Source organism: Micromonospora sp. NPDC050187 (genome assembly GCF_044459745.1).
Classification (GTDB): Bacteria; Actinomycetota; Actinomycetes; order Mycobacteriales; family Micromonosporaceae; genus Micromonospora.
On the sequence record NZ_JBITJH010000027.1, the window covers coordinates 26,578 to 49,100 of the forward strand.

General features: G+C 74.4%; 10 protein-coding genes. 2 read left to right on the plus strand and 8 right to left on the minus strand.

Annotated elements, in window-relative coordinates:
• The first annotated feature begins 41 nt into the window (after positions 1-41).
• Positions 42-347, plus strand: coding sequence for a hypothetical protein (locus ACIBJE_RS28170; protein WP_396753296.1), 306 nt, complete (start codon positions 42-44; stop codon positions 345-347).
• 260 nt (positions 348-607) lie between these two features.
• On the opposite strand, the gene ACIBJE_RS28175 is transcribed toward ACIBJE_RS28170, so the two are convergent.
• The 8 genes from ACIBJE_RS28175 to ACIBJE_RS28210 form a co-directional block, all read right to left on the minus strand.
• The gene (locus ACIBJE_RS28175) at positions 608-3,073 is read right to left on the minus strand and encodes a M14 family metallopeptidase (RefSeq protein WP_396753297.1); all 2,466 of its coding nucleotides are present in this window, start codon (positions 3,071-3,073) and stop codon (positions 608-610) included.
• Positions 3,074-3,664: 591 nt separating this feature from the next.
• Positions 3,665-5,599 (minus strand): hypothetical protein, encoded by a 1,935-nt coding sequence (locus ACIBJE_RS28180; RefSeq protein WP_396753298.1) that lies wholly within the window; start codon positions 5,597-5,599, stop codon positions 3,665-3,667.
• Positions 5,596-9,258: a DUF5682 family protein gene (locus tag ACIBJE_RS28185; protein WP_396753299.1), complete on the minus strand. Its 3,663-nt coding sequence runs from the start codon at positions 9,256-9,258 to the stop codon at positions 5,596-5,598. Before ACIBJE_RS28185 ends, ACIBJE_RS28180 begins: the two co-directional genes overlap by 4 nt.
• Complete coding sequence (locus ACIBJE_RS28190; RefSeq protein ID WP_396753300.1) at positions 9,255-10,445, minus strand: AAA family ATPase; 1,191 nt, start codon at positions 10,443-10,445, stop codon at positions 9,255-9,257. The genes ACIBJE_RS28185 and ACIBJE_RS28190 overlap by 4 nt, the downstream gene beginning before the upstream one ends.
• Positions 10,446-10,492: 47 nt before the next feature.
• Positions 10,493-15,547, minus strand: coding sequence for a hypothetical protein (locus ACIBJE_RS28195; RefSeq protein WP_396753301.1), 5,055 nt, complete (start codon positions 15,545-15,547; stop codon positions 10,493-10,495).
• 5 nt (positions 15,548-15,552) lie between these two features.
• On the minus strand, positions 15,553-16,410 hold the full coding sequence (locus ACIBJE_RS28200; RefSeq protein WP_396753302.1) for a DUF4132 domain-containing protein: 858 nt from the start codon (positions 16,408-16,410) through the stop codon (positions 15,553-15,555).
• A 293-nt stretch (positions 16,411-16,703) separates the two neighbouring features.
• Complete coding sequence (locus tag ACIBJE_RS28205) at positions 16,704-17,639, minus strand: hypothetical protein (RefSeq protein ID WP_396753303.1); 936 nt, start codon at positions 17,637-17,639, stop codon at positions 16,704-16,706.
• 2 nt (positions 17,640-17,641) lie between these two features.
• Positions 17,642-18,049 carry a hypothetical protein gene (locus tag ACIBJE_RS28210; RefSeq protein WP_396753304.1) on the minus strand — a complete coding sequence of 136 codons (408 nt, stop codon included), beginning with the start codon at positions 18,047-18,049 and terminating at the stop codon, positions 17,642-17,644.
• Between the two features lie 112 nt (positions 18,050-18,161).
• Between ACIBJE_RS28210 and ACIBJE_RS28215 the strand changes: the two genes are divergently transcribed.
• Positions 18,162-22,391 (plus strand): CHAT domain-containing protein, encoded by a 4,230-nt coding sequence (locus tag ACIBJE_RS28215; RefSeq protein WP_396753305.1) that lies wholly within the window; start codon positions 18,162-18,164, stop codon positions 22,389-22,391.
• The last annotated feature ends 132 nt before the right edge of the window (positions 22,392-22,523 follow it).

The following is a 22,523-nucleotide window of genomic DNA, read 5'->3' on the forward strand; positions in this document are numbered from 1 at the left end:
CAGTCAGGCCGCCACCCCGAACGCCCGGCACCAGGCCCCCGTTGTCGCTGGAGCCGATACTCCCCGCCGGCTGCCAGGAGGCACTCGCGGTCGTCGACCGGTACTACCGGACCGCAGGCTCGACCGAGCTGAGCCGGCAGGCCGCCGCGACGGAGGCGTACCAGGGGATGATGCGCGCGAGCCTGGCCGCCGTAGGGGCCGTCCATACGGTGACGGTGGCGCTGTCGCAGGACTTCTCGACCATGCGCTTCATCCTGTCGGGCATGGTGTCGGGAGACTACGCCGCAGCGCAGGCCAGGACCGACCGGGACGCCCAGACCCTGCGGAATGTCTGCGGCACCGCCTGACCACAGGCTCAGGCGGCCCTGACTCGACCTGCTCGGCCGATGGAACGGCGCCCCGTAACGGCACCGTGCACCACTCGGTGGCGAGCCCGGGGTGTGGGAGTTCGTGGTCGAGTTCCGGCGTACCAGCCCGCTGGGCAGCAACCCGTTCCGCCTGGAGGCGTCCGTCACCGGGTGACGACGGTGACGGACCGACCGGCTGGGGCCCGGCCCCAGCCGGTCGGTGTCGTGGTGATCGGCATTCACTCCCGGCTCGGCGCCGGCTACCCGCCGATGGTGATCGTCGCGGTGCGGTAGTTGTTGCGCCGATCGTTCTTCGTCGGGTCGTAGTTCCGCTCGATGTTGCCTGCGGTGTCCACCGAGAACCAACGGAACGTCGTCGTCTCGGTCACGTGGAACACCTGTCCCGGCTCCCGGAACTCGGTCGCCTCGTAGCGCGGCGACTCGAGGGTCGGCCGGCTGCCGTCCGTCGTGTAGTAGACGGTGGCCGGCTCGCTCGTCTCGAAACGCACGTCGACGGGCCCACTGTAGTTACCGCCACCGGGGACGAGTTCGGACGACGGCTTCTTCTTGTCCTTGCCCCACTCCGCCGCGACCCGGAACATCTCCATGATCCCGTTGGCGTACTCCATCGTCTCGGCGTGGCCGCTGACGAGCGCCGGGTCGCCCTCCCACGGCGGCTGGAACGAGCCGCCCTGCCAGTTGCCGGTGGCCGGGTTGTAGACCGAGCCGCCGACCTCCCAGCCGAAGGAGTAGATCCCGTAGGTGTGGTACAGGTCCTCGCGCACGTTGCCCGCCGAGGAGTAGAGGACGTCCGACGAGCCGCCCACGTTCTCCGGCGTGACGACGGTCTCCCGGTACTCCTTGACCTGCGACAGGATCCGGCCGGCCGCCTGCCAGTAGAACGCCTCGTCGCCGAGCGGCGGACGCGGCGTGGTGATCCGTCCGTCCGCGATGTACGCGCCGGGCTGCCAGAACAGCTGGCCGCCGTTGGAGTGCACCGACATCATGAACTTGATGTTCGAGTACTTCTCGACCAGCCAGACGACGTTCTTCGACTCCGGCTCGGACAGCTTCTCCGGCCCCTGGTAGGTGCCGCTGGTGCAGGTGGTCGACCCGCCCGCGTAGCCGTCGTGGCCCGACCCGACCCGGTAGTTCCGGTTCAGGTCGACGCCCCAGGAGTTGCGCCGGGCCGGATCGGCGTTCGCGTCCTCGCAGTGGTTCGTCAGGTTCTTCCGCTGAGAGGCGTAGTTGTAGAAGCTGTAGTTCGCCCCGTCGGGGTTGTTGGACAGGATGAGGAAGATGTCCGTGTCCTGGACGATCTTCTTCGTCTCCTGGTCGGTCTTGTAGTTGTGCACCAGACGCTCGGCCGTCTCCAACGTGGTCGTCGCCGGCACCCACTCGCGGGCGTGGTCCTGCGCCTGGATCAGGACACCGGGGTTCCGGCCGTCACGGTGCTTACCGATCCGCAGGACCGGGATGGCGGCCGGGCCACGTGGCACCTCGCCCTCCGGCGCGCCGACCCGCTTCTCGTCAAGGAAATCGGAGAGCGCGATCGGGCCCGCCGTCGGCACGACGATGCCCGTACCCGTGTTGGTGCGGTACGGGTGCGCCCGGTCGATGAGACCCTGGGACTGGGTCTCCAGTGCCGCGGCCACCTGGGCGGCGGTGCTCGCGGGCGCGCCGGAGGCGTCCTTCGCGAGCAGGACGCGAACTGCCTTGCCCGTCACCTCGACGGTGAGTGGGAGGTTCGCTCCCGGCCGATCCACGAACTCGACGGTGATGTCGTTGCCGCCCTCGTGGCCCCAGGCCGCCGAGCTGACGACGACCGCCTCCTGCCCGGTGCCGCCGATGGTGGCCTGCGCCTTGCGCTGGTAGCCGTTCGTCCGGTTCGGCAGGTAGATGATCTCGGCGATGTCCGGGTGCTGCCGGGCGATCTCCTTGGCACGGCTGAAGAGCTGCTGCGGGTGCTTGTAGCCGTCGACGAAGTCCGACTGGTAACCCGGCCTCGCCGTCAGCGGCGGCGGGGCGTCCTCCAGCCAGTTGGACACGTTGCCGGTGGTCACCCCACCGGTCGAGCTGGTGACCCGGATCTGACTCGGGCGAGCGTCGAGCTTGAACAGGTTCCGGTGGAACATGTACTGCCCGGAGTCGACGAACCGGCTCATCGTCCGGGCGAAGCCGAACGGCGTGCCCCGGCCCGAGTCGTTCTCGATCTGCATCGCGACGATCGGGCTCGTCTGCTGCCCCTCGGTGGTGCGCGCCTCGACGTAGAGGAAGCCCTGGCCCTTCGTGGTGAACCAGTCGGCGCGGACGACCCGTACCGTCTTCTCGTGGCTGAACGACGGGACGGCCCGCGCGCCGAGGGCCCGGAGGCCGCCGTCGGCCTCCTCGCTCCATTCGAAGCCCTCGTCGTCGTCGAGGATCTCGACGCCCAGCGCCTTGAGCTCGGCGACCTGCTCGGTGGTGACCACCGCTTCGCCCTCGATGCCGTTCGGCACGCGCCGGAGGCCGTGGTCGATGTCGAACCCGGCGGCGACCACCTTGTCCAGCATGTCGGCGCCGGTCATCTGGATGCGTACGGAGCCTGCCGAGTGTGGATGGTCATGGGCGTGTTCCGAGCCCGTCCGGGCGGTCGGCTCCGCCCCGGCGGGTGCCGTCGCCACGAGGCTGCTCCCCACCAGGGCGGTCAGCGCGAGTAGCGTGATGGGCAGTCGAGATCGTCGCACTCTTCCCTCCTTCTGCTTGTGCCATGCGGTCGGTGCTCTGGTAAAAGGCGCACACATCCACTGAGAACGGTCGTCGGGAACCCGTGCACGGCGCGGAGTGCGTCGGGGATGTGCTGTCGGTCGTGCACGTTCGACCGGAGGTTCCGGCGCCGGTCTCCCGGCACCAGGACGGCTGCCCGATTCTGTCGCAACGGACGTCCTTGGACCTGTCCCCCGATCGCCACTTCGGTTAGTGGGTCCGCAGCGATAGAACCGGCTGGATCCGAGGTGAGCGTATGGGCAGCCGTAGAGGTAAGGGGTCCGGTGCACCGGATTTGAGGATTAATTGAGGATCTTCATGTCCGGCACGTCCCGGCCGACCGGGTTCGTCCAGACGCAACCGGTGCCGAGCGACGGCCGAGGTCCTCACGTGACCGGGACGTCCCCGCGCCAGGGAGGAGATGACCACGGGACCGCTCTCCGCCGGACAGGGAGGGTGTCAGGGCCCGTGCGGGACATGCCCGCGCGGACCCTGACACCGACCGGGGCGGTACCGGCCGTGGTGGCCCGCCACCCACCGCGCCAGGCCCTCGACAGCCCGGCGCCGGCAGGTCAGCCGGCGGGTGGGACGGTCCAGGAGGACCGGATCAGCTCCCGCTCGGTGGCGGCGAGATGGGCGGTCGCGGCGAGCCAGGACCAGGCGTACCGGTCCGGATCCGGATCGGTCAGGCGGCCGAACGCGTCCCGACCGCGCCGGTCGGACTCGTCGGCGAGCCCGGCGGCCACGGCAGCGGCGGTGGTGAAGCCGGCGCGGCGCAGCGGACCGGACAGCCCGGCACCCTCGCCGCGCGCCGCCTCGCCGACGGCGCGGCGACCGCCGGAGACGGCCAGCTCCACCAGCCGGCGGACCCGCCACAGCGGGGACTCCGCCACCGCGTCGGCGCCGACGGCGAGAACCGGTTCGGTCATCGCGGCCGGGTCACGCGGCGGTAGGTGGCCGCCCTGGATCTGGTCGTAGCCGAGGTCCGCCCGGCCGTGCCAGTCGTCCGGCAGTCGCAGCGTCGCGGTGGCGCCGGGCACCGCGCCGACCGCGAGTGGGCGCAGCGTGCTGGCCCGGTCCGGGTCCAGCCGACCGACCACCCGGATCCGCAGGCCGGGCCGGGAGGCGAGCCGCCGCAGGTTGGCCACGTGGGCCAGCGCCGGGTGGGAGTTGACCGCCACCAGCCGGATCACCGGGCCGTCCGGCACCGGCACGCGGTCCCCTCCGGCCGCGCCGGCCGGGACCAGCTCGCGGGCCAGCACCTGGTCACCGACGGCACCGACGATCACCAGGTCACCGCCGACCAGCGCGGTCCCGGCCCGGGCCGGGTCGTCCGGGTCGTCGGCGGCGAGTTGAGCGGTCACCACCTCGGCGAGCGGGCGGGCGAACAGGGCCGCCAGCGGTCCGGTGGACCAGTCGGTCCCGGTCAGCGGGGTGGCCCGGACCCCTTTGCCGGCACCGAGTCGGCCGTCCGGGGAGACGGTGGTGCCGGTGATCCGCAGGCCGCCCCGGGCCAGCACCGCGTGGTTGACCGCGACCGCGCCCATCTCGGTGACCGCCCGGGCGCAGTCCCGTGCCCGGTCCGGGCCGCCCGGTTTCACGTCGCCGAAGGAGAGCCTGCGCCCGTCCGCGGCGACCAGATGGGTGACCACCCCGGCGTACCCGGTCGCGCTGATAACCGGTTCCCGGCAGATGCCGTACACCTCCAACGTGCCGTCCGGCTGGTAGGCCCGCCGGAGGACACCGACCAGCGCCGGGTCGGGATCACCGGCAGCCAGCCGGCCGGCCACGTACAGCAGGTCGTGCAGCACCTCGACCAGCTCGGACAGCCGGTGGCCGGTCTGTCGTCCCCGATGGGCGCGCAGGCCGCGTACCGTGCGCAACGCGGCGCTCTCGGCGCGCGGCAGGCCGGCCAGTCGGGCGCTGTGCGCGGCCCGTAGGAGGTCCGCCTGGAGGACCGCGCCGGCGGCCGGCACGCCGGCCGCGAGCACGGCGGCGGCAGCCCGCCAGAGCGCGCCGGCGGCGGCCCGTTGCGCCTTCGTCGGTGCGGTGCCCCGGCCGGTACGATCGGCGGCCGGGTCGTCCGCGCCAGCCGGTTCCCCGGTACGCCCGGCTCTCCCGGTGCGCCCGGTGGCCGCCCCGGCTTTGTCCGACGGTACGGCGGTGGTGGACGCCGGGTGGATGGCCTGGTCGGCGACCGGGCAGGCGACCAGGACCGCGGTCCGGTGCAGGCAGCGGGGCGCCAGCAGACAACTGCACCGCGCCTGGTGCGGGTCGGTGACCGCCCCGGCCGGTCCGGGCGTCAGGGTCACCAGGGCCTCGGGACCGCAGTCGACCGATACACCACCGTCGACCCGGCCGACCGGTACACCGGCCACCCGTTCGACGGTCGCGTCCAGTCTTCCGTGCAGTCGGGGCGGCAGCGCCACCACCGCTGCGGCGGCGACTCCCGGTAGCACCGGCGGCAGCCGGTCGGTGTCCACGGCGGTGGATGTGCGGTCCGTCAACGTGATCCTCCGCGTACGCGGTCGCCCACCCAGCGGGCGAGTTCGAGCGGGCTGAGAGCGGCGACCGGCATCCCGGCCGCGACGAGCTGCTCGGCGACCGGCACCGAGTAGCAGGGCACTCCCCTGTCGTTCAGCGCGGCGCAGCCGAGCAGGTGCACGCCGGAACCGGCCAGTGTGCGGACCTCGCCGAGCAGCCCGGCCAGCGGGTAGCCCTCCTCGAAGTCGCTGACCACCGCGACGATGGTGCGGCTCGGCACGGTCACCAGCGAGCGGGCGTGCGCCAGTCCGGCGGCGATGTGGGTACCGCCGCCGACGCGCACCTCCAGCAGCAGCGACAGCGGGTCGTCGACCCGGTCGGTCAGGTCGACCACCTCGGTGGAGAAGGCGAGGAAGTGGGTGGACAGGGTGGGTACCCCGGCCAGGACGGCGGCGGTCAACGCCGACCACACCACCGACGCCTCCATCGAGCCGGACACGTCGACCACCAGCACCAGCCGCCAGTCGGCCTCCTTGCGGGTCCGGGTGTTGAAGACCGGCCGTTCCGGCACCACCACCGTCCGGCCGTCGTCGAGCCGCTGGGTGTGCGCCAGGTTCGCCCGCAGCGTACGGGCGAGGTTGATCCGGCCGCCGGGACGGCGGGACGGACGCGGGTTGCTCAGTCCGGTCAACGCCGGACGCATCTGCGTGGCCAACTGCCTGGTCAGCTCCTCGACCAGCCGCCGGACCAGTGGCCGCAGCTTGGCCAACTGCGCCTCGGGCAGCCCACCGGCCAGGGACAGCACCGAGGTCAGCAGCTCCATCGAGGGGCGTACCGCCGCCGGGTCGAGTTCGGTGAGCACGTCGGTACGGCCGCTCTCGGCCGCTCGGGCGATGACCTCCTCGCGTACCGCGGTGCCGAACAGCGCCTCGAGTTCGTCGGCCCACTCGCGGGCGGTCGGGAAGGAGGTTTCCTGGCCGCCGCCGGCCGCCTGGCCGAGGTCGGTGGCGCCCTCGCCCTGACCGGCCCCGTACAGCTCGTCCAGGGCACGGGCGTAGCGGCGGGCGTCGGCCGGCAACCGGTCGGGTTGGCGGCCGAGCAGCAGCCGCCACCGGTCCGAGGGGGTGAGCCCGGCGGCCGGCGTGTCCCGCCCGGGTGCGGCACCGGCGGGAGCGTCGGCGGAGGCGGTCGGCGTGCCGGGGATCGGGAGGTGGCGGGCGACCAGAACGGCGCGGCCGGCCGCGTCGGCGGCGGCCCAGCGGGCCAGCAACTCGGGCGGGGCGGACAGGGCCAGGTCGAGCCGGTCGCCCAGTCGTTCGGTGACGGTGTGCAGCAGCCGCTCCCGGGCCGCCGGGGTGAGCACGTCGAACCCGCCGCGCAGCGCCGGCAGCCGGTCCAGGAACTCGGTGTCGGTGAGCCGCTCGATCCGCTCCAGCAGCGGGTCCAGCGCGGCCGGGGCGGACTGCAACAGCGGGTGCGCCGCCGTGAGCAGACCACCGAGCAGCCGGTGCAGGTGCCGCCGGGTGTCCGGTCCGGTCGCCGCGTCGATCCAACCCGCCACCCGGGTGCCCAGGGTCCCCAGATCGGTCAGGTCGAGCAGGACCCGGGCGGCCAGGGCGGCACCCTGGATCAGCGCCGAACCCGACCGGGCCAGGTAGCCGAGGGCCTCGTCCAGGCGCAGTCCGATCCGTTCCTCGCCGGCCCGGACCGCGAGGTCGACCAGCGCGGCGGCGTCGGCGGCGGCGTCGCTGCCGGCCAGGCCGGGCAGCCCACGGACCGCCGCGTCCAGCAGCACGACGGCCAGCTCGGCCGCCCGCGCCCGGCCGTCGGCGGTGGTGCCGGGCAGGTGTTCCCGCCGCAGTGCCTCCAGCAGGTCCAGGGCGGCCAGCAGCTCGGGCAGGGTGCCGGTGCCCGGCAGCACCGTGGCGGCCAGGTCGAGCCGGTCGGTGACCAGCTCGGGCAGGTCGCACCGGGCGGTGTCGCGCAGCCCGGTGAGCAGTTGCGCGGCGGTGGGGCCGCCGTCGGCGACCTCCCGGCGGAACCGCTCCCGCAGGGTGCCGGCCGCGGCCAGCGCCGCAGTCACCCCGCGTACGCCGACCAGGTCCAGTCGGGCCGCCACGGACGGCGTCCAGGCCAGTTGCCAGCGGGTGGTCAGGGCGGCACCGTCGCCGGTGCCGGACACCGCGATCGGCTCTCCGTAGCCGACGCCGCAGACCTGGAGGCGTTGCAGCAGGATCTCCCGCCGCCCGTCCAGCTCGGTGCGCAGCGGGTCCAGCCGGACCTCACGGGACTTCGGGCTGTCCGGACCGGGCAGCCGGAGCGCGGTGAGTTCCGCCTCGACCGAGGGGCCGAGCCCGGACCGGGGCGTACCGGGGGCGATCCGGCCCCGCTCGGCGCCGACCAGCACGGTCTCCAGGGCCCTGGCCAGCGCTCGGCCCCGGCCGAGCAGTTCACCCTGGCCGAGCACGGTGGTCACCGCCTCCAGCACCTCGCCCCGTCCGGGGGCGGGCAGGTCCCGCAGCCGGGCCAGGTCGCCGGCGAGGCGTACCGTCTCGGCGGCCTCGCCGGTACCGGCGGTGTGACCGGCGGAGCGGAGCTCCCGGCACAGGTCGGTCACCGCCCGGGCGGCGGCGGCCCGGATCCGTTCCGGGTCACCGGCGGCGGTGAAGACGGACTGCTGCCAGCGCGGGTCACGGATCCCGGCCGGGTAACCGGACCGGGAGTCGAGCAGGTCGAACGCGTAGGGCACCAGCGAGGTGACCGCCGTGCCGCCGCCGCGCTTGGTGGCCGGACCGGCCGGAGCCGTCACGGACCGGAGCGGACCGGCCGGGGCCAGGCCGGGCCGGGTGGACGCGGCGGTGACCTCGTCGGTCGACGGGGCGGCGAGCAGGGCCGGGGCGTGGAAGGAGCCGATGACGGCGGCGACGCGCCGGCCGTCGGCGCCGGCCTCGGCCAGCACCCGGCGCATGTGCCGCTCGCGGGCCAGGTCCCTGGCCGGTACGCCGTCGCCGCCGGCACTGTCGGTACGCATCGCCCAGCCGACGCCGAGCGCGGCCCGGCGGACCGCCTCGGGCGGGCAGCCCGGGGCCCGCACCTCGACCACCCGGTCCCACAGGTCGTCACCGTCCCGGCCGGTGCCGCTGGCGCTGAGCGCGGCGGCGTAGCCGGACCGGCGCAGGCCGGGCACCGGCTCACCGGCGTCCGGGGCGGGATCGCCACCGGTGGCCGGCTCGGCCGCAGCGGTCGGTTCCGGGTCGGTGGCTTCGGCGGTCCAGCCGGGATCGGCCAGCGGCAGGTCGCAGCAGACCACCTCGACGCCGCGCTCCCGGGCCCAACGGATCGCGGCCAGTTCCGGGGAGAAGTCGGCGAACGGGTAGAAGCCCACCGGCCCGTCCGCGCCGTGGCTGCCGACCAGGGCCAGCGGGGCCCGGGCGGCCGGATCGGACAGGTACGGCAGCCAGTGCTGGAAGTCGGCCGGCAGCTCGACACAGACCACCTCGGCCCCGGCGGCGTCCAGCAGGGCCGGGACCGCCGCTGCCAGGGCCGGGCTGTGGTGCCGCACGCCGATCAGGTACGGCCGGACCGAGCCGGCGAGCGTGTCGACCACGGCGCGCGGGTCGGCCGTCGACGGGTCGCCGGGCGGCGGGGCCGCACCGGTCGACGTGCTGGAGAGAATGGTCAACGCAGGTTCTCCCGCAGGTCCCAGAGCCGGCGCCACATCGCCGAGCCGTCCTCGGCCCGGCGGCGGACCGGGCCGTCCCAGTAACCCAGCAGCCGGGCGTGGTCGTTCTGGTCGTCCTTGCGGACCACGCCGAGCAGGTGTCCGGGGACCAGGTCGAGCGCGTCCCCACCGGGCAGGTACGCGGCGGCCAGGCCAAGCGACGCCGCCACCTGCACCGCCTCTGCGGTGGACATCACGGTGCCGGGCCGTTCCACGTCCCAGCCCTCGCCCGACCGGCCGGAACGCAGGTCACGGAACACGGTGACCAGGGCGTCCAGCACCGCGTCGTCCACGGTGTAGGCCGCCCCGGCGCGCTGCACGGCGGCGGTGGCCTGCCGGCGGACCAGGTCGGTCTCGGTGTCCGCGTCGGAGATCGGGTGGATCGTCTCGAAGTTGAACCGGCGCTTGAGGGCCGAGGACATCTCCGACACGCCCCGGTCCCGCAGGTTGGCGGTGGCGATCACGGTGAAGCCGGGCATCGCGCGGATCAGGCCGTCCCCGGTGCCGGACAGCTCCGGCACGTTCATCCGGCGGTCGGACAGGATGGACACCAGCGCGTCCTGCACCTCGGGCAGGCAGCGGGTGACCTCCTCGATCCGGACCACCCGACCGGTGCGCATCGCGGTCAGCACCGGCGAGTCGACCAGCGCCTGCGGGGTGGGGCCCTGGGCGAGCAGCAGGGCGTAGTTCCAGCCGTACCGGAAGGCGTCCTCGGTGGTGCCGGCGGTGCCCTGCACGGTCAGCGCGCTGGTGCCGCAGACCGCGGCGGCCAGCAGCTCGGACAGCATCGACTTGGCGGTGCCGGGCTCGCCGACCAGCAGCAGGCCCCGCTCACCGGCCAGGGTGACCACACACCGCTCGACCAGGCTCCGCTCACCGACGAACTTCGGCGGAATGGTCATGCTGGCCGGCAGTCCGGTGCCGTCCGGACCGGTGCGCCGGTCGGCGGGCAGCTTCAACGCCTCCCCGTCGCTGCCCTGGATGAAGGTGACCACGGCGCGCGGGGTCAGCGCCCAGCCCGGCGGCCGGGCCCCGTCGTCGTACGCGGCCAGGAAGGCCAGCTCGTCGGCGTACCGCTGTTCGGCGGAGAGAACCTGGGCGGCGGTCTCCGGCGGCGCGGCGGGGCGGACGTGTTCCGTCACGGTCACGGGTGTTCCTCGATCTCTCTGGTTCGGATGGGGTGTTCGGGTCGGGGTCAGCGGTGGGCGCCACGGGTGGGCAGGTTGTCGAACCGGGGCCGGTCGCCGTCGCGGAGGCGTCGCCAGGCCCGCCGGTAGAGGTCGGCGGCCGGTGCGAAGGGCACCGTCACGCCGAGCCCGGCCGTGCCGTCGGGCGCCAGGTCGAACAGGGTGACCTTCCAGCCCTCGATCGGCGCCTGCCCGCTGCCGCGCTCCAGCCACGGGCCGGGCAGGAACAGCGACCGGCCGGCCCGGGACCGGCTGGCCTCGACGACCAGGTCGGTGCCGGCGAGTTCGGCGCGGGCCATCTTCAGCCGGGCCGGCCTCCAGCCGGTCCACTTCGCCGTGTTGCGGTCGGTCGGGTCGGGCATGGCCAGCAGCATCAGGTACACCGCCGCCGCGTCGGCGCCCAGGCCGTGTTCCCCGGCCACCTCGGCGACCAGGTCGGGCACCGACCGGGTCGGATCCTGCGGCCACCAGGTCCCGTCCGCCGCCCGCGCGCCGCCGGCCGGCTCCCCCGGGTCGCCGAGCAGCGCCGCGAACCGCGCGTCACGGACCAGGCGCAGCGCCATCTCCATCGGGTACGGCTTGGCTGCGTCCTGCCGCAGCGCCGGCAGGTACGGGTCGGTCCCCTCGGCGTCGAGCAGGTCCGGCCGCAGCGCGGGCGACGGCTGGCCGTCGTACGTGGACAGGACGATGGCCCCGTACCGTTCCCAGCCCGCACCGGTCTCCGACGGGGTGCCCGCCACCTGGCGGAACGCCGGCAGGGAGACGTACTTGTCGACGTCGAGCAGCAGGCGCGGGTTGGCCAACCGGTCCCGGATCACGGCCAGCGCGGCCGGCAGCGCGGCCCGGCACGGGTCACCGGCCGGCGTGTGGTGGGCGACCCAGGCCGCCAGGGCGACCGTGGAACACAGCACCTCACCGGTGAAGCCCGTCGCCCCGCTGTCGGCCTGCCGGGCCCGGTCGCCCCTGATCTCGAAGGCCAGGTCGGTGCTCAGCTCGACCGAACGGGCGGGGTCCAGCAGTGCCGGCAACGCCTTCGCGGGACCCCAGCCGGATCGGATCGCGCGCACCGCCTCGGCGAGCAGCTGCTCGGGCACCACCACCCGCCGGCCCAGGGCGGCGTTCCAGACCGCCGCGGCGGCGGCCACGTCCGGACCGTCGGTCCACAGCCGGGCCGGGTCGTCCGGCAGCAGCGCCGAGACCACGGCCCGCCGGACCTGGGAGCTGGCCTCGTGCAGCACCCCGAAGGCCAGCTTGACCTCGCCGACCTGCCTGATCCCGAGCGCCCTGCGCAGCTCGGTCGGCACGGTGCCCACCGAGTCCACGTACGGCAGGCCGGCCAGCACCAGCTTCGCGGCGGTGGGGGTGACGCCGGTCAGCTCGGCGAACCGCTCGGCCGCCTCCGGCTGCCAGGGCAGCGGACCCCGCGCGGCCCACTCGGTGAGAAAGCCGGCCAGCCAGCCGTCCGGCCGTTCGTCACCCACCGGCGTCGAGGACTGCGTGGTGTACGGCTCCGGCACGGCGAAGCCACCGGCCGGGTCGTGGTGCAGCGCGTCGAAGGAATAGCCGGTGGCCGTGCCGCTGGACCTGCGGACGGCGATGAAGGCTCCGTCGGGCAACGGCAGGATGCCCGGCCGGCGGGGCCGACGGTTGCCGTCGGAGTCGTTCAGGTCGTCGTCCAGCAGGTGCAGGGTGACCCGGCGCCACCGGGTCGAGCCGACCGCCACGCTCAGGCCGAGCCGGTCCAGCTCGGCGAGCAGGGCACGCAGCGTCTCCCGGTGGTCGTCCGGGGTGACCGCCACGGCGGCCCGGTAGGCGACGGCGGCGACCCCGCCGAGCACCGGCCACCAGTCCAGGGCCACCGGCAGCGACGGTCCGTCGAGGTGCAGCCGTACGCCGGGGTCGCCCCCGGTGGGAGTGGACCGCTGGACGGCGAACGCCTGGAGCTGGGCGAAGGCGTGGACCGCCCGGTTCGCCCCGTAGGCCGAGCCACGCAGACCGTCCAGTGCCTGGTTGAGCTGCTCGTCGGTGGGTCCGGTCACGGTGGGCACCGGCGTCACCGCCGTCGGGGCGGACAGCGACCGGGTGAGCCGTTCGGTCACCGCGTCCAGGTCGGTGCGCACCCGGGCGGCCAGCCGCAGCACCCCGGCCACCCCGGCCAGCACCGCGTCGTGGCTGACCGTCGGCACCGTCGAGCGGACCAGCTCGACCAGCGGGTCCCGGTCGTCGTCGCCGGTGGTCGACCCACCGGGGGCGCCGGCCGGTACGCCGACCGTGGACGCCGGAACAGCCGCGGCCCGGCCGGCGACGGCCGGCGTGGCCCGGGGTGGGGCGGGGCGGGTCGCCGCCTGGGCTGCGGCCCGCGCGGCCGCTTCGGCCAGGGCGGCGCGGCGTTCGTCGAGGGCGACGGCGAACAGCGCGGCGGCGGTGTCCCGGTCGATCCGACGCAGGGCGGCGGAGCCGGCCGGGTCGCGCGGCAGCAGATTGCCGAGGAACTCCGGCCCCGGCAGCGGAAGGGAGTCGGGGGTGTAGTCCCGGCTGGACGGCGGTCCGGCGGCGGACGACACCACCCCGTCCGGGTCGACCAGGACGAGACCTCTGAGGACGGCTCGCGGCCGGTCGTCGCCGGGCAACACCAACGCCGCGACCGGCTGCTGTCCCGGGGCCACGGTGACGGTACGACCCGCCAGGTCCTCGCCGCGTACCGAGCCGTCCGGCAGGGTGACCACCCGCCAGCCGAGCAGACCGTCCACCGGCACGGCGGCCGGGGTGGCCCGGTCGGACAGGGCCGGACGCAGCCAGCTGCCCGACTCCTGGAGGCGGCTCCCGGCGACCGGAAGGTCGGCCAGGAACCCGGGCAGGCTGCGCCGGCCGTGGGTGCCGCTGGCCGGGTCGTACTCGTGCCAGCCGCGGTCGCCGTCGTCCGTGTTGCGACGGTAGACCCAGTGGGAGGTGCCGTCGGTGATGACCGGCCGCTCCGACGGGACAGCGGTGTCACCGGCGTGCAGCACGCCGTCGCCGGTGGTCCGGCCGCCACCGGGCAGCGGCAGGGTGATCCGGTTCGTGCGCGGCTGGCTGCCGTGGGAGTCACCGAGGATCGGCTGCGGCTCGCCGGGCGACGAGTGCCAGTAGCCGCGCAGGTCGTAGCCGAGCGACTCGGAACGCCAGTAGACCAACAGCTGGCCGTCGACGTAGTGGTAGCCGGCCTGGCCCCACATGTCACCGGCCGGGATGCGCAGGTCGTGGCGGAGCAGGATGCCCTCGGCGCCGAGCACGCGCACCGTGGTCGGCCCGCCCATGATCAGGTACGGCCAGGCTTCCTGCTGGGTGACCTCGACCCGGCGGTCGCCGCCGGTCACCTCCTGCCAGGCCAGTTCCCAGTCCGGCCAGCCCAGCTCGTCGAGGATTCCGCCGCGCAGGCTGCGGGCGACGTGCTCGGCGAGGTCGACGCCGAGGGCCGACCCGAGGTCGCCGGCCCCGGCGGGGTCACCGGTCCGGTCGAGGCCGTCGAAGACCAGGCGCAGCGCCTCGACCGGGAGCCGGCCCAGCCAGTCCACCGACTCCGGCAGGTACGGCAGTCCGGTGGTGAACCGGTCCCGGATCCGGGCCCGCAGCCAGTCGGTGAGCAGCGGCCGGACGCCCGGCGTCCCGACCATCCGGCGCAGGGCGTTCGGCTTGTCGTCGAGCTGGTCGAGGCCCCGGCGCAGGGCTCCGGTGAACCGGTCGTCGCCGGCCACGGCGAGCAGGTCCCGCTCCCCGTCGACGGTCACCCACTGCGCCAGGTCCAGGGTCTCGCGCTCCTTCGGCGGGGCCACCGGCAGGTCGAGGGCGAGCAGCAGGTCGAGCAGGTCCAGGTCGCCGTCGGCGGAGAGGGTCTCGCCGCTGGTGGTCAGTTCGGCGCGCAGCCGGTCGGCCATCCGTTCGACGAGCGGGTACAGCGCCGGCAGCCGGCGGCGACGGTAGCCGGAGTTGGCCAGACTCACGAAGCGGCGCAGCCAGCCGACCGAGCCGTCCTGCGGGCGGGCCGCGTCGGGCACGTCCGGGTCGGACAGTCCGGCGAGCGCACCGGTGTCGGTCAACAGGGTCAGCCACGGGACCAGGTTGTCCCGGTCGGTGGGCATCAGGTCGAGCAGGCTGCCCCGGATCGCCGGGTCGCCTCCGGCCAGGGCCGTCACCACCGGCCGGTGCGCCTTCCACCAGCCGGCCGGCGCCTCGGCGGTCACCGGCAGCCGGAGCAGCTCGGTCAGGTAGGCCGCCTCACGGTCGGCCGCGGCGGCGGCGCCGGACCTGCCGGCGGCCTTGGCGGCGGTCCGGACCAGCCGGTTCACCGCGTTGGCCGACTGCGTGGACGGCGCGACGCCGGCCGCCGCGGCCCGCAGCGCCAGCCGGCAGAACCGGTCCAGCGCCTCGTCGGCCGGCAACTGGGCGGACAGTTCCTTCGCGTAACCGGCCAACGCGGTCGCGGACACCACCTTGGCCGACGCGAACTCCACGTAGACCTCGTCCAGCCGGTTCAGGTCGACCGGCAGGCCGTGCTGCGCCTCCGCCTTGCGCGCCTTGTTGAACAGCTGCGTCGCATAGGTGTCCTGCCCGGCGGCCAGGAACACCCGCGCCGCCTGCTCGAAGAACGTCGGCAGGAGGTGCGGCAGCGTACGGGCGAACCGGTCGGCGATCCCCTGGTGCCCGTCCAGGGCGGCCTTCGGCCGCGACCGGACCTGCTTGGCCAGCTTCTGCAACTCCGGCACCACCGCCAACGCGTGCCGGCCGTCCGCGGGGTGGTGCACCAGCACCCACTCGGGGAAGGCCAACGGGCGACGGGGACCCAGTCCGACGACGGCCGGCTCGGCACCCGGTGCCAGGCCGAGGAACCCGACGGCGATGTCCTCGCCCTCGCCGAGGGCGGCGTCGACCAGGCGGACCACCGGCCGGTCGCCGAGGGCCGGATGCCGGTAGGTGCGGGCGGTGAGGGGCACCGCCCGGTCGCCCGCCCCGGCGGTGCCGGTCGGCAGCACCGCGCCGGCGGTCAACAGGCTCTCGGCCGAACCCTCGCCCGACATGGTCGTCATCCCGGTCACGCCTTCGTCCCCGTTCCGGTCACGGCGCCGGACAGGACCGTCGCCATCCGCATTCCTTCCGACCAGGCCACCGGCCCGACCTCGGTCAACCGCAGCGTCGGCCCGTCCACGACCGACCAGGAGAGGGTGCCGAGGGTCGCCTCGGAGCCCCAGTAGTCCTCCTCGAACCAGATGGCCGCCTCGACCGTGCGGCCGGCCTCCCAGACCCGGCACCGGACCTGTGAGCCGGAGACCCGGAAGCCGAGCGTGGCGGCCCGGGCGGCCAGCCGGTTGGGGACCGCGGTGCCCCGGAAGTCGGTGATCGTGGTGTCCCGGTCCTTCAGGTCGGCGGGCCTGTCCCAGGTGCCCCGGTGCAGTTGCTCGATCCGCTGGGTGGCGTCGATCTCGTCGGCGAACTCGCGCAGGTCGGCCAGCTCGGGCAGACGCACCGGGTGGGGAAGCGTGGCGCTGGCCGGCGAGAACCGGATGGTCTCCCCGTCGAGGTTGACCACGCGCAGGTCACCGGTGTCGGTGACGTCCCGCAGGAAGCCCGGCTCGGCCGGGTCGTCCCCGAGCACCACCAGGTCGCGTAACGCGTCCCGCCAGGCCGGGTCCGGCCAGACCCGGGCCAGCAGCCCGGTCGGCACCGGCAGCGAGGACACCACCCAGGCGTCGACCCGGGCCAGGCATTCGGCGGAGTGCCGGTCCAGCCACTGCGCGAGCTGGCGCAACCGGTCCACCTCGGGGCTGTCCCGCAGCACCTTCGGCAGGGTCTTCAGTGGACGGCTGGTGGCTCGTGGGCCCGAGGACCGGGCCGCCACCTTCCCGTCCACGAGAGAGATCTCGTACGAGTCTCCCACCGGTATCCAGCCCATCAGGAATACCCTCCGCAGTGGCGAAACAGCCAGATTTCGCAATGAATCGCCATGATCGACGACGCAGCGCAGGCTAACAGTAGTGACCGACACAACCGGCCTCCAGCGGCGGCCACGACCGGCGTCGGGTGCCCGTCGTGCGGTCGCAGACGGTCCCCGGCCGGTGCACCCAGGCGGAGGGCAGGCCGCCGAGGCCCATGGCGAAACCGGCGTCGCGCCGGGTGCTGGAGGCGATCCGACTGGAGGCGGACGAGGAGAAGACGAAGGCGCGGTGCCGGGGTGCGTACCGCGCGTCAGAAGGGCGGGCGGGGTGGGGTGCCCTCCAGCAGTCGGGTGACCTCCTGGCCGATCCCGACCGGCGGTCCGGAGGTGTCGACACCGAGGCGCTCGGCCAGCTCCCGCAGGTGCAGTCGGCAGGCCGCCTCCAGCATCTGGGCCCAGATCTCCGTCGCCGCCCGGATGCGCCGCCACGACACGAGCGCCATCACCACGGCCACCGGGAGCGCCGGCCACCACCAGTACGCCAGCGGCGCGTACAGCACCGCCCACCCGCCGAGTGCGGCCGCGCGGGCGAGGTTCGCCCGCGCGGCCGTCAGCTCGGCGCGGACGTCCTCCGGCAGCAGCAGCCACAGCGGCGGCCAGCACCGTGCGACGTCGACGCCGAGGTCCCGTTCGAGCCGGACGGCGACCCCGTGGAGCCGGTCACCGCTCCACGTGGGTCGTTCCGGGCGCTCCACCGCCACCCGCCGCATCGCGCGCAACGCGTCCCGGCGCGGAGCAGGGTCGTTCCGGTTCCCCGCCGCGGCGGCGGCGACGTCCTGGCTCCGCAGGCGGTCCCACTGCGCCGCCACCGCCCGCCACCGGTCCCGCCGTGACCCGACCCACCGGTGCACCGGCCGCCGCAAGGGCGTAGGCAGATCCTGCCAGCCCACGGCCAGGGCCATCCGCTCCAGCGCGGTGCCGGTTGCCTGGGCCACGACGCCGAGCGCGGCGGCGGCGCCCAGGACACCTGCGGCGAGGACGACCTGTCCCCCGACACTTCCGACGGCGGGCGACGCCGCGGTGGCGGTCAGCCAGGGCGCCAGGCGGGTGAGATCCAGGGCGTGTCCGTGACCGAGGACCCGGGCCGTGGTCAACACCGCCAGATAGAGGGCCCCGGGAAGCACGAGCAGGGTCACCCACCGCTCGGCCAGCTTCTTGCCGAGTTCGGAGACGAACGTCGCGACCACGGCTACAGCCTCGTCCGCCGCAGTGCCACGTCGGAGACGGCGCAGCGGGGCACGGTCGTCCCGGTCTCCGGCAGCCAGTACCGCGAGCAGCGCGCGGTGGGGCAGAGATACACCGACTCGCCGGGGGACGTGGGAGCCAGGCCGGCCCCGTGCGTGGTTCCCGGCGCCGCCCGTAACGCCCCGTAGAGGCCGCGCGGGTCACCCAGGGCCTGGAGTACGGCGTCCAGCTCGTCGAGGGCGACGGTCGGGTCGTCCGCCGACCGTAGCGCCTCGACCGCCCGGTCCACCGCGTCGGCATCGCCGTACCGGGACAGCAGGGTGGCCCGGTACGTGTCACCGAACGCGCAGACGGCGGCCGCGCCGGCGCGGGACCGTGCCGCGACGGCATCGTCCTGAGTGGAATCAGACACCTGACCTCCAAGCCCGTGTGCTGCCGATCGTGCATGATGACGACAACTCGTCGGTCGGAAGGCCCCCGCCGCTCTCCCGCTTCCTCGCCGGCCCCGGCAGAAGGAGGATGACGTGCGCGACGAACTTCTGTCCACACTGGTCTCCGAGCTGGACGCCGTCGCCGCGGCCGGCGACCTGTCGCTGCTGCTGCGTCCGCGTGCCGTCGCGGCGATGCGGGCGCTGGAGTCCTGGCTGGCCGAGGACGGGACCCGCGACCTCCAGGTGCACTACCTCCTCGGGCTGACGCACTGGTACCGGGCGGACGCCCTCGAAGCGGACGAGCGGGAGGCGGAGATCATCCGCGCACTCGAGTTCCTCGTCATCTGTTACGAGGACGGTGTCGAGAGGCTGCCGGAGCCGCTGCTGCCCCTGCTCGCCAACGGAGCCGAACCGATCGCCGCCCAGCAGCTCCACCGGGCGCTGCGGTCGACCGACGACAACCTTCTGGAGTGGAGCGTCCGGCTGTGCCGCCGGATCCTGTCGGACACACCGGACGACCATCCGCACCGGCTCTCGCGGATGGCGAATCTCGCCGGGGCCCTGCACGAGCGTTCCGACCGGGGCGGCGACCGCGGCGACGTCGACATCGCAATCGACCTGATGACGACCGTGCTCAACAAGACCCCGGAGCCTGGCTGCGCCAGCTGGTTGAACCTGGCGCTGGCCCACGCCACCCGCTTCCGGCAGCGTCAGGACCCAGGCGACCTCGACTCCGCTGTCACGCACATCCGGACCGGCCTGGCCGTCGCGTCCACTCCCTCCGACTCCGTACGCGGGCTCACGCAGCTGGGTCACGCCCTGCGCGAACGAGCCGCGCACACCGACAACCCGGCCGACCTCAACGACGCGCTGGACTGCCTGCGGACGGCGGCGCGGCAGGCCGACGAGAACTATCCCGAACCCGACAGGATCCATGCCGGTCTGGCCGCCTGTCTCCGCCTGCGCGCGCGGTGGACGAACGACGTCGCCGACGTCGACGCGGCGCTGGCGGAGTTCGACCGGGCGCTCGCCTTCACCCCGGAGGGCCATCCCAGCCGCGCCAACCTGCTGGCCCACCGGGACGAGGCCATACGGGCGAAAGAACAGGTACGGAGCAACAGCGAGATCCTGACGACCATGTTGGATCGGGTCCCACCCGTCCCCGGACCGGTGCCGGGACAGGACGGGGACCCGTTGGGAATGCTGACGGGCATCGGTGGCCTGCTCCGGCTTCGCGCCGCGGCCAGCGGCAACGACGCCGACCTCGACCTGGCCATCGCCTACTACGAAGCGGCGCTCGGGTCGGCCGGGCCCGACCATCCCCGCCGCGCGGACGTCCTCGGTCTACTCGGGGCGGCGTTGAGCGCGCGAGGCGTGGGCCGCCCGGGAAACGGTGCCGCAGACCACGCAGCGGGCAGGACCGCCACGGCGGTGGCCCCGGAGCCCGGCGGGACGCCGTCCCCCGTCGACGACCACGGTGGCGAGCGGCGCGACGACCTCGACCGGGCGGTCGACCTCCTGACCGAGCTGGTGAGAGCCACCGCCCCCGACGACCCCGGCCGCGCCGGACGGTTTTCCCTGTTGACCAGGGTGCTGCACCGCAGGTACAACGCCCGGAACGAGCAGGCCGACCTGGCGGCGGCGATCGACCGCGCCCGGCAGGCCCTCGACGCGGATCCCGACGACCCCGACGAAGAGGCGCACCTGGGGACGCTGTTGGATCTGTGGGCGCGACGCTTCGACGACGGCACGGCCGAGGAGGCCGTGACGCGTCTCGGACGGGCGGTCGCCGCCACACCCGTCGGAGATCCCACACACCCCGCTCGACTGAACGCCCTCGGCGCCGCGCTGCTGACCCGCTACGAATCCAACGGTGAGCTCGCGGACCTCAACGCTGCGATCGATCGCCTCGCCGAGGCCGCACACCATCATCAGGACGCCGACGCCCAGCACGGCTCGTTCCTCGCCGAGCTCGCCGAAGCGCTCCTGTACCGGTTCGGCCGCACTGCGGAGACACCCGACCTGGAAGCGGCATGCGGTCACCACTACACCGCCTTCACGCTGACCCCCACCTCCCACCCGTCATGGCCGGCCCGCGCCGCCGAGCTGGGGAACGCACTGCGGATCTACCACGACCGGACCCACCGGGTGGAATACCTCGACGCCGGGCTGGAACTCGTCGCCAGCGCGGTGGCGGCCGCTCCGGGATCCTCCGCGCACCGCAGCTCCCTGGGCATCGCGTTACGCCGCCGGTACGACGCGCGCCGTGACCCGGCCGACCTGGACGCCGCCGTGGAGCAGTTCGAGGCCGTGGTGACCGGCTCCACGCCGAACAGCCTGTCGCACCGGCAAGCGCTCGCGAACCTGGCGATCACGCTCTCCGCGCGCGCCGTCGCCCGCCTCGACGACACCACCATGGCCGACCTCGACCGGGCCGTCGACTGTCTGCGCACCGCACTCGACGGTCTCCCCCCGGCACACCCGTTCCGGGGCAGCGCCGCGTCGTCCCTGGCCGCCATCCTGCAGGAACGGTCACTTCTCACCGATTCGGAGGCCGACCGGGAGGAGGCTGTGAGCCGGGGCGTCGAGGCGTGGGAGACATTGACCGCGGACAGCGACACGAGGGTCGTCGCCGCGCTCGTCACCGCCCGGATGTTGGCGTCCCGCGATCCCGACCGCGCCGCCGACCTCGCCGAGGCGGCCGTCCGCGAGCTGCCCCGGATCGCCTCGTCGTACCCGTACCGGGCGGACCGGCTGCACATGTTGTCCAGCCTCGCGGGCTCGGCCGGCATCGGAGCCCGGCTGGTGACCCGCGCCAACGCCGGCACCCCGGCCCAGCGGGCGGCACGGGCCCTGCAGGTGCTGGAGAACGGACGGGCGGTGTTCCTCGGGCATGCCCTGGGGGTTCGCGGCGACCTGTCCGAACTGGCGCGCACCGAACCGGAGCTGGTCCGCCGGTTCCTCGCCATACGCCGCCAGGTGGAGGACGAGAAGGGCGACGGGCTACCGCCGACCGGTACGGACGAGGTCGCCGCCGGCGCCAACCAGCGGGAACGTGCCGCGCGGGCACAACGCCGGCGCAGCGCCGAGCTGTCCGAACTCACCGAGCAGGTCCGGACGCGCAGCATCGCCTTCGGGACGCCACCGACCGCGACCGAGATGCGCGCGCAGGCGCAGGAGGGCGCCATCGTGGCGCTCAACGTCACCCCCCTGGGCAGCGACGCTCTCCTGTTGACCGCCGACGGCGTCGTCGCCGTCGAGCTGCCGGCCCTGACCCGGCAGGCGGTCACCGACCAGGTGCACGCGTTCCGGGCCGCTCTGCAGGCCGCGACCGCGGACGACCTGGACGACAGGCTGGCTGCCCAGGACGTCCTGACCGCCACCCTCCGATGGCTCTGGGACGGTGTCGCCGAGCCGGTGCTCACCGCCCTCGGTCACCACCGCCAGCACGAGGATGACCAACCCTGGCCCCGCCTGTGGTGGATGCCGGGCGGGGCTTTGAACGCGCTTCCCCTGCACGCCGCCGGCTACCACACCGACCCCGCCACCGACCCCGGTCGCCGCACCGTGATGGATCGCGTGGTCAGCTCCTACACGCCGAGCGTGCGCGCCCTGCGGCACGCCCGTGAGCAGGCCCGAGCCGCCGGTGCCACTCCGCATGCGGCGGAGGCGCTGCTGGTGGCCATGCCCACCACACCGGACCTGCCCGGCGGCGCCCCGCTGCACCACGCCCTGGGTGAGGTGGAACGCGTCCGGCGGCACTTCCGGGACACGACGGTGCTGTGCGCGTCCGGGGCCGCGCCGGCCGCCGCCGGTCCGCCCACCCGGGCGGAGGTCCTGGCGCGGCTGTCCACCACGGCGGTGGCGCACTTCGCCTGCCACGGCGTCGCTGACGACACCGACCCGTCCCTGAGCCGGCTCCTGCTCCAGGACCACACCCGGACCCCGCTGACCGTCGCCGACCTGGTACCCGTCGCCCTGGACGGCAACCGGCTGGCGTACCTGTCGGCCTGCCGCACCGCGTCCGGCCCGGTCGGCGCTCTGGCCGACGAGGCCATCCACCTGGCGACCGCCTTCCAGATCGCCGGCTATCCCCAGGTGGTGGGCTCCCTGTGGGAGATCGACGACCGGGTGGCGGTAATCCTGGCCGACGCGTTCTACGCGGGCCTTCGTACTGGCTCCGGTGAGCTGGACATTGACCGGAGCGCGGTGTCCCTCCACCACGCCGTGCGCGGTCTGCGCGACGGCACCGACCTCCCGGGCCGATACGACCGGGTCGCCAACCCCTACCTCTGGGCGGCGTTCCTCCACGCCGGCGCGTGACCCGCGCAGGGCGGGCGCGCGTACCGTCACGGGGGCGAGGTCGTCAGGCGAAGATCACCCCGCAGCGGGCCGGACTGCCGTCACCGTCGCGCAATCCTGGACACTCTCCGTTCCCTGGTGACGGAAGGTGTC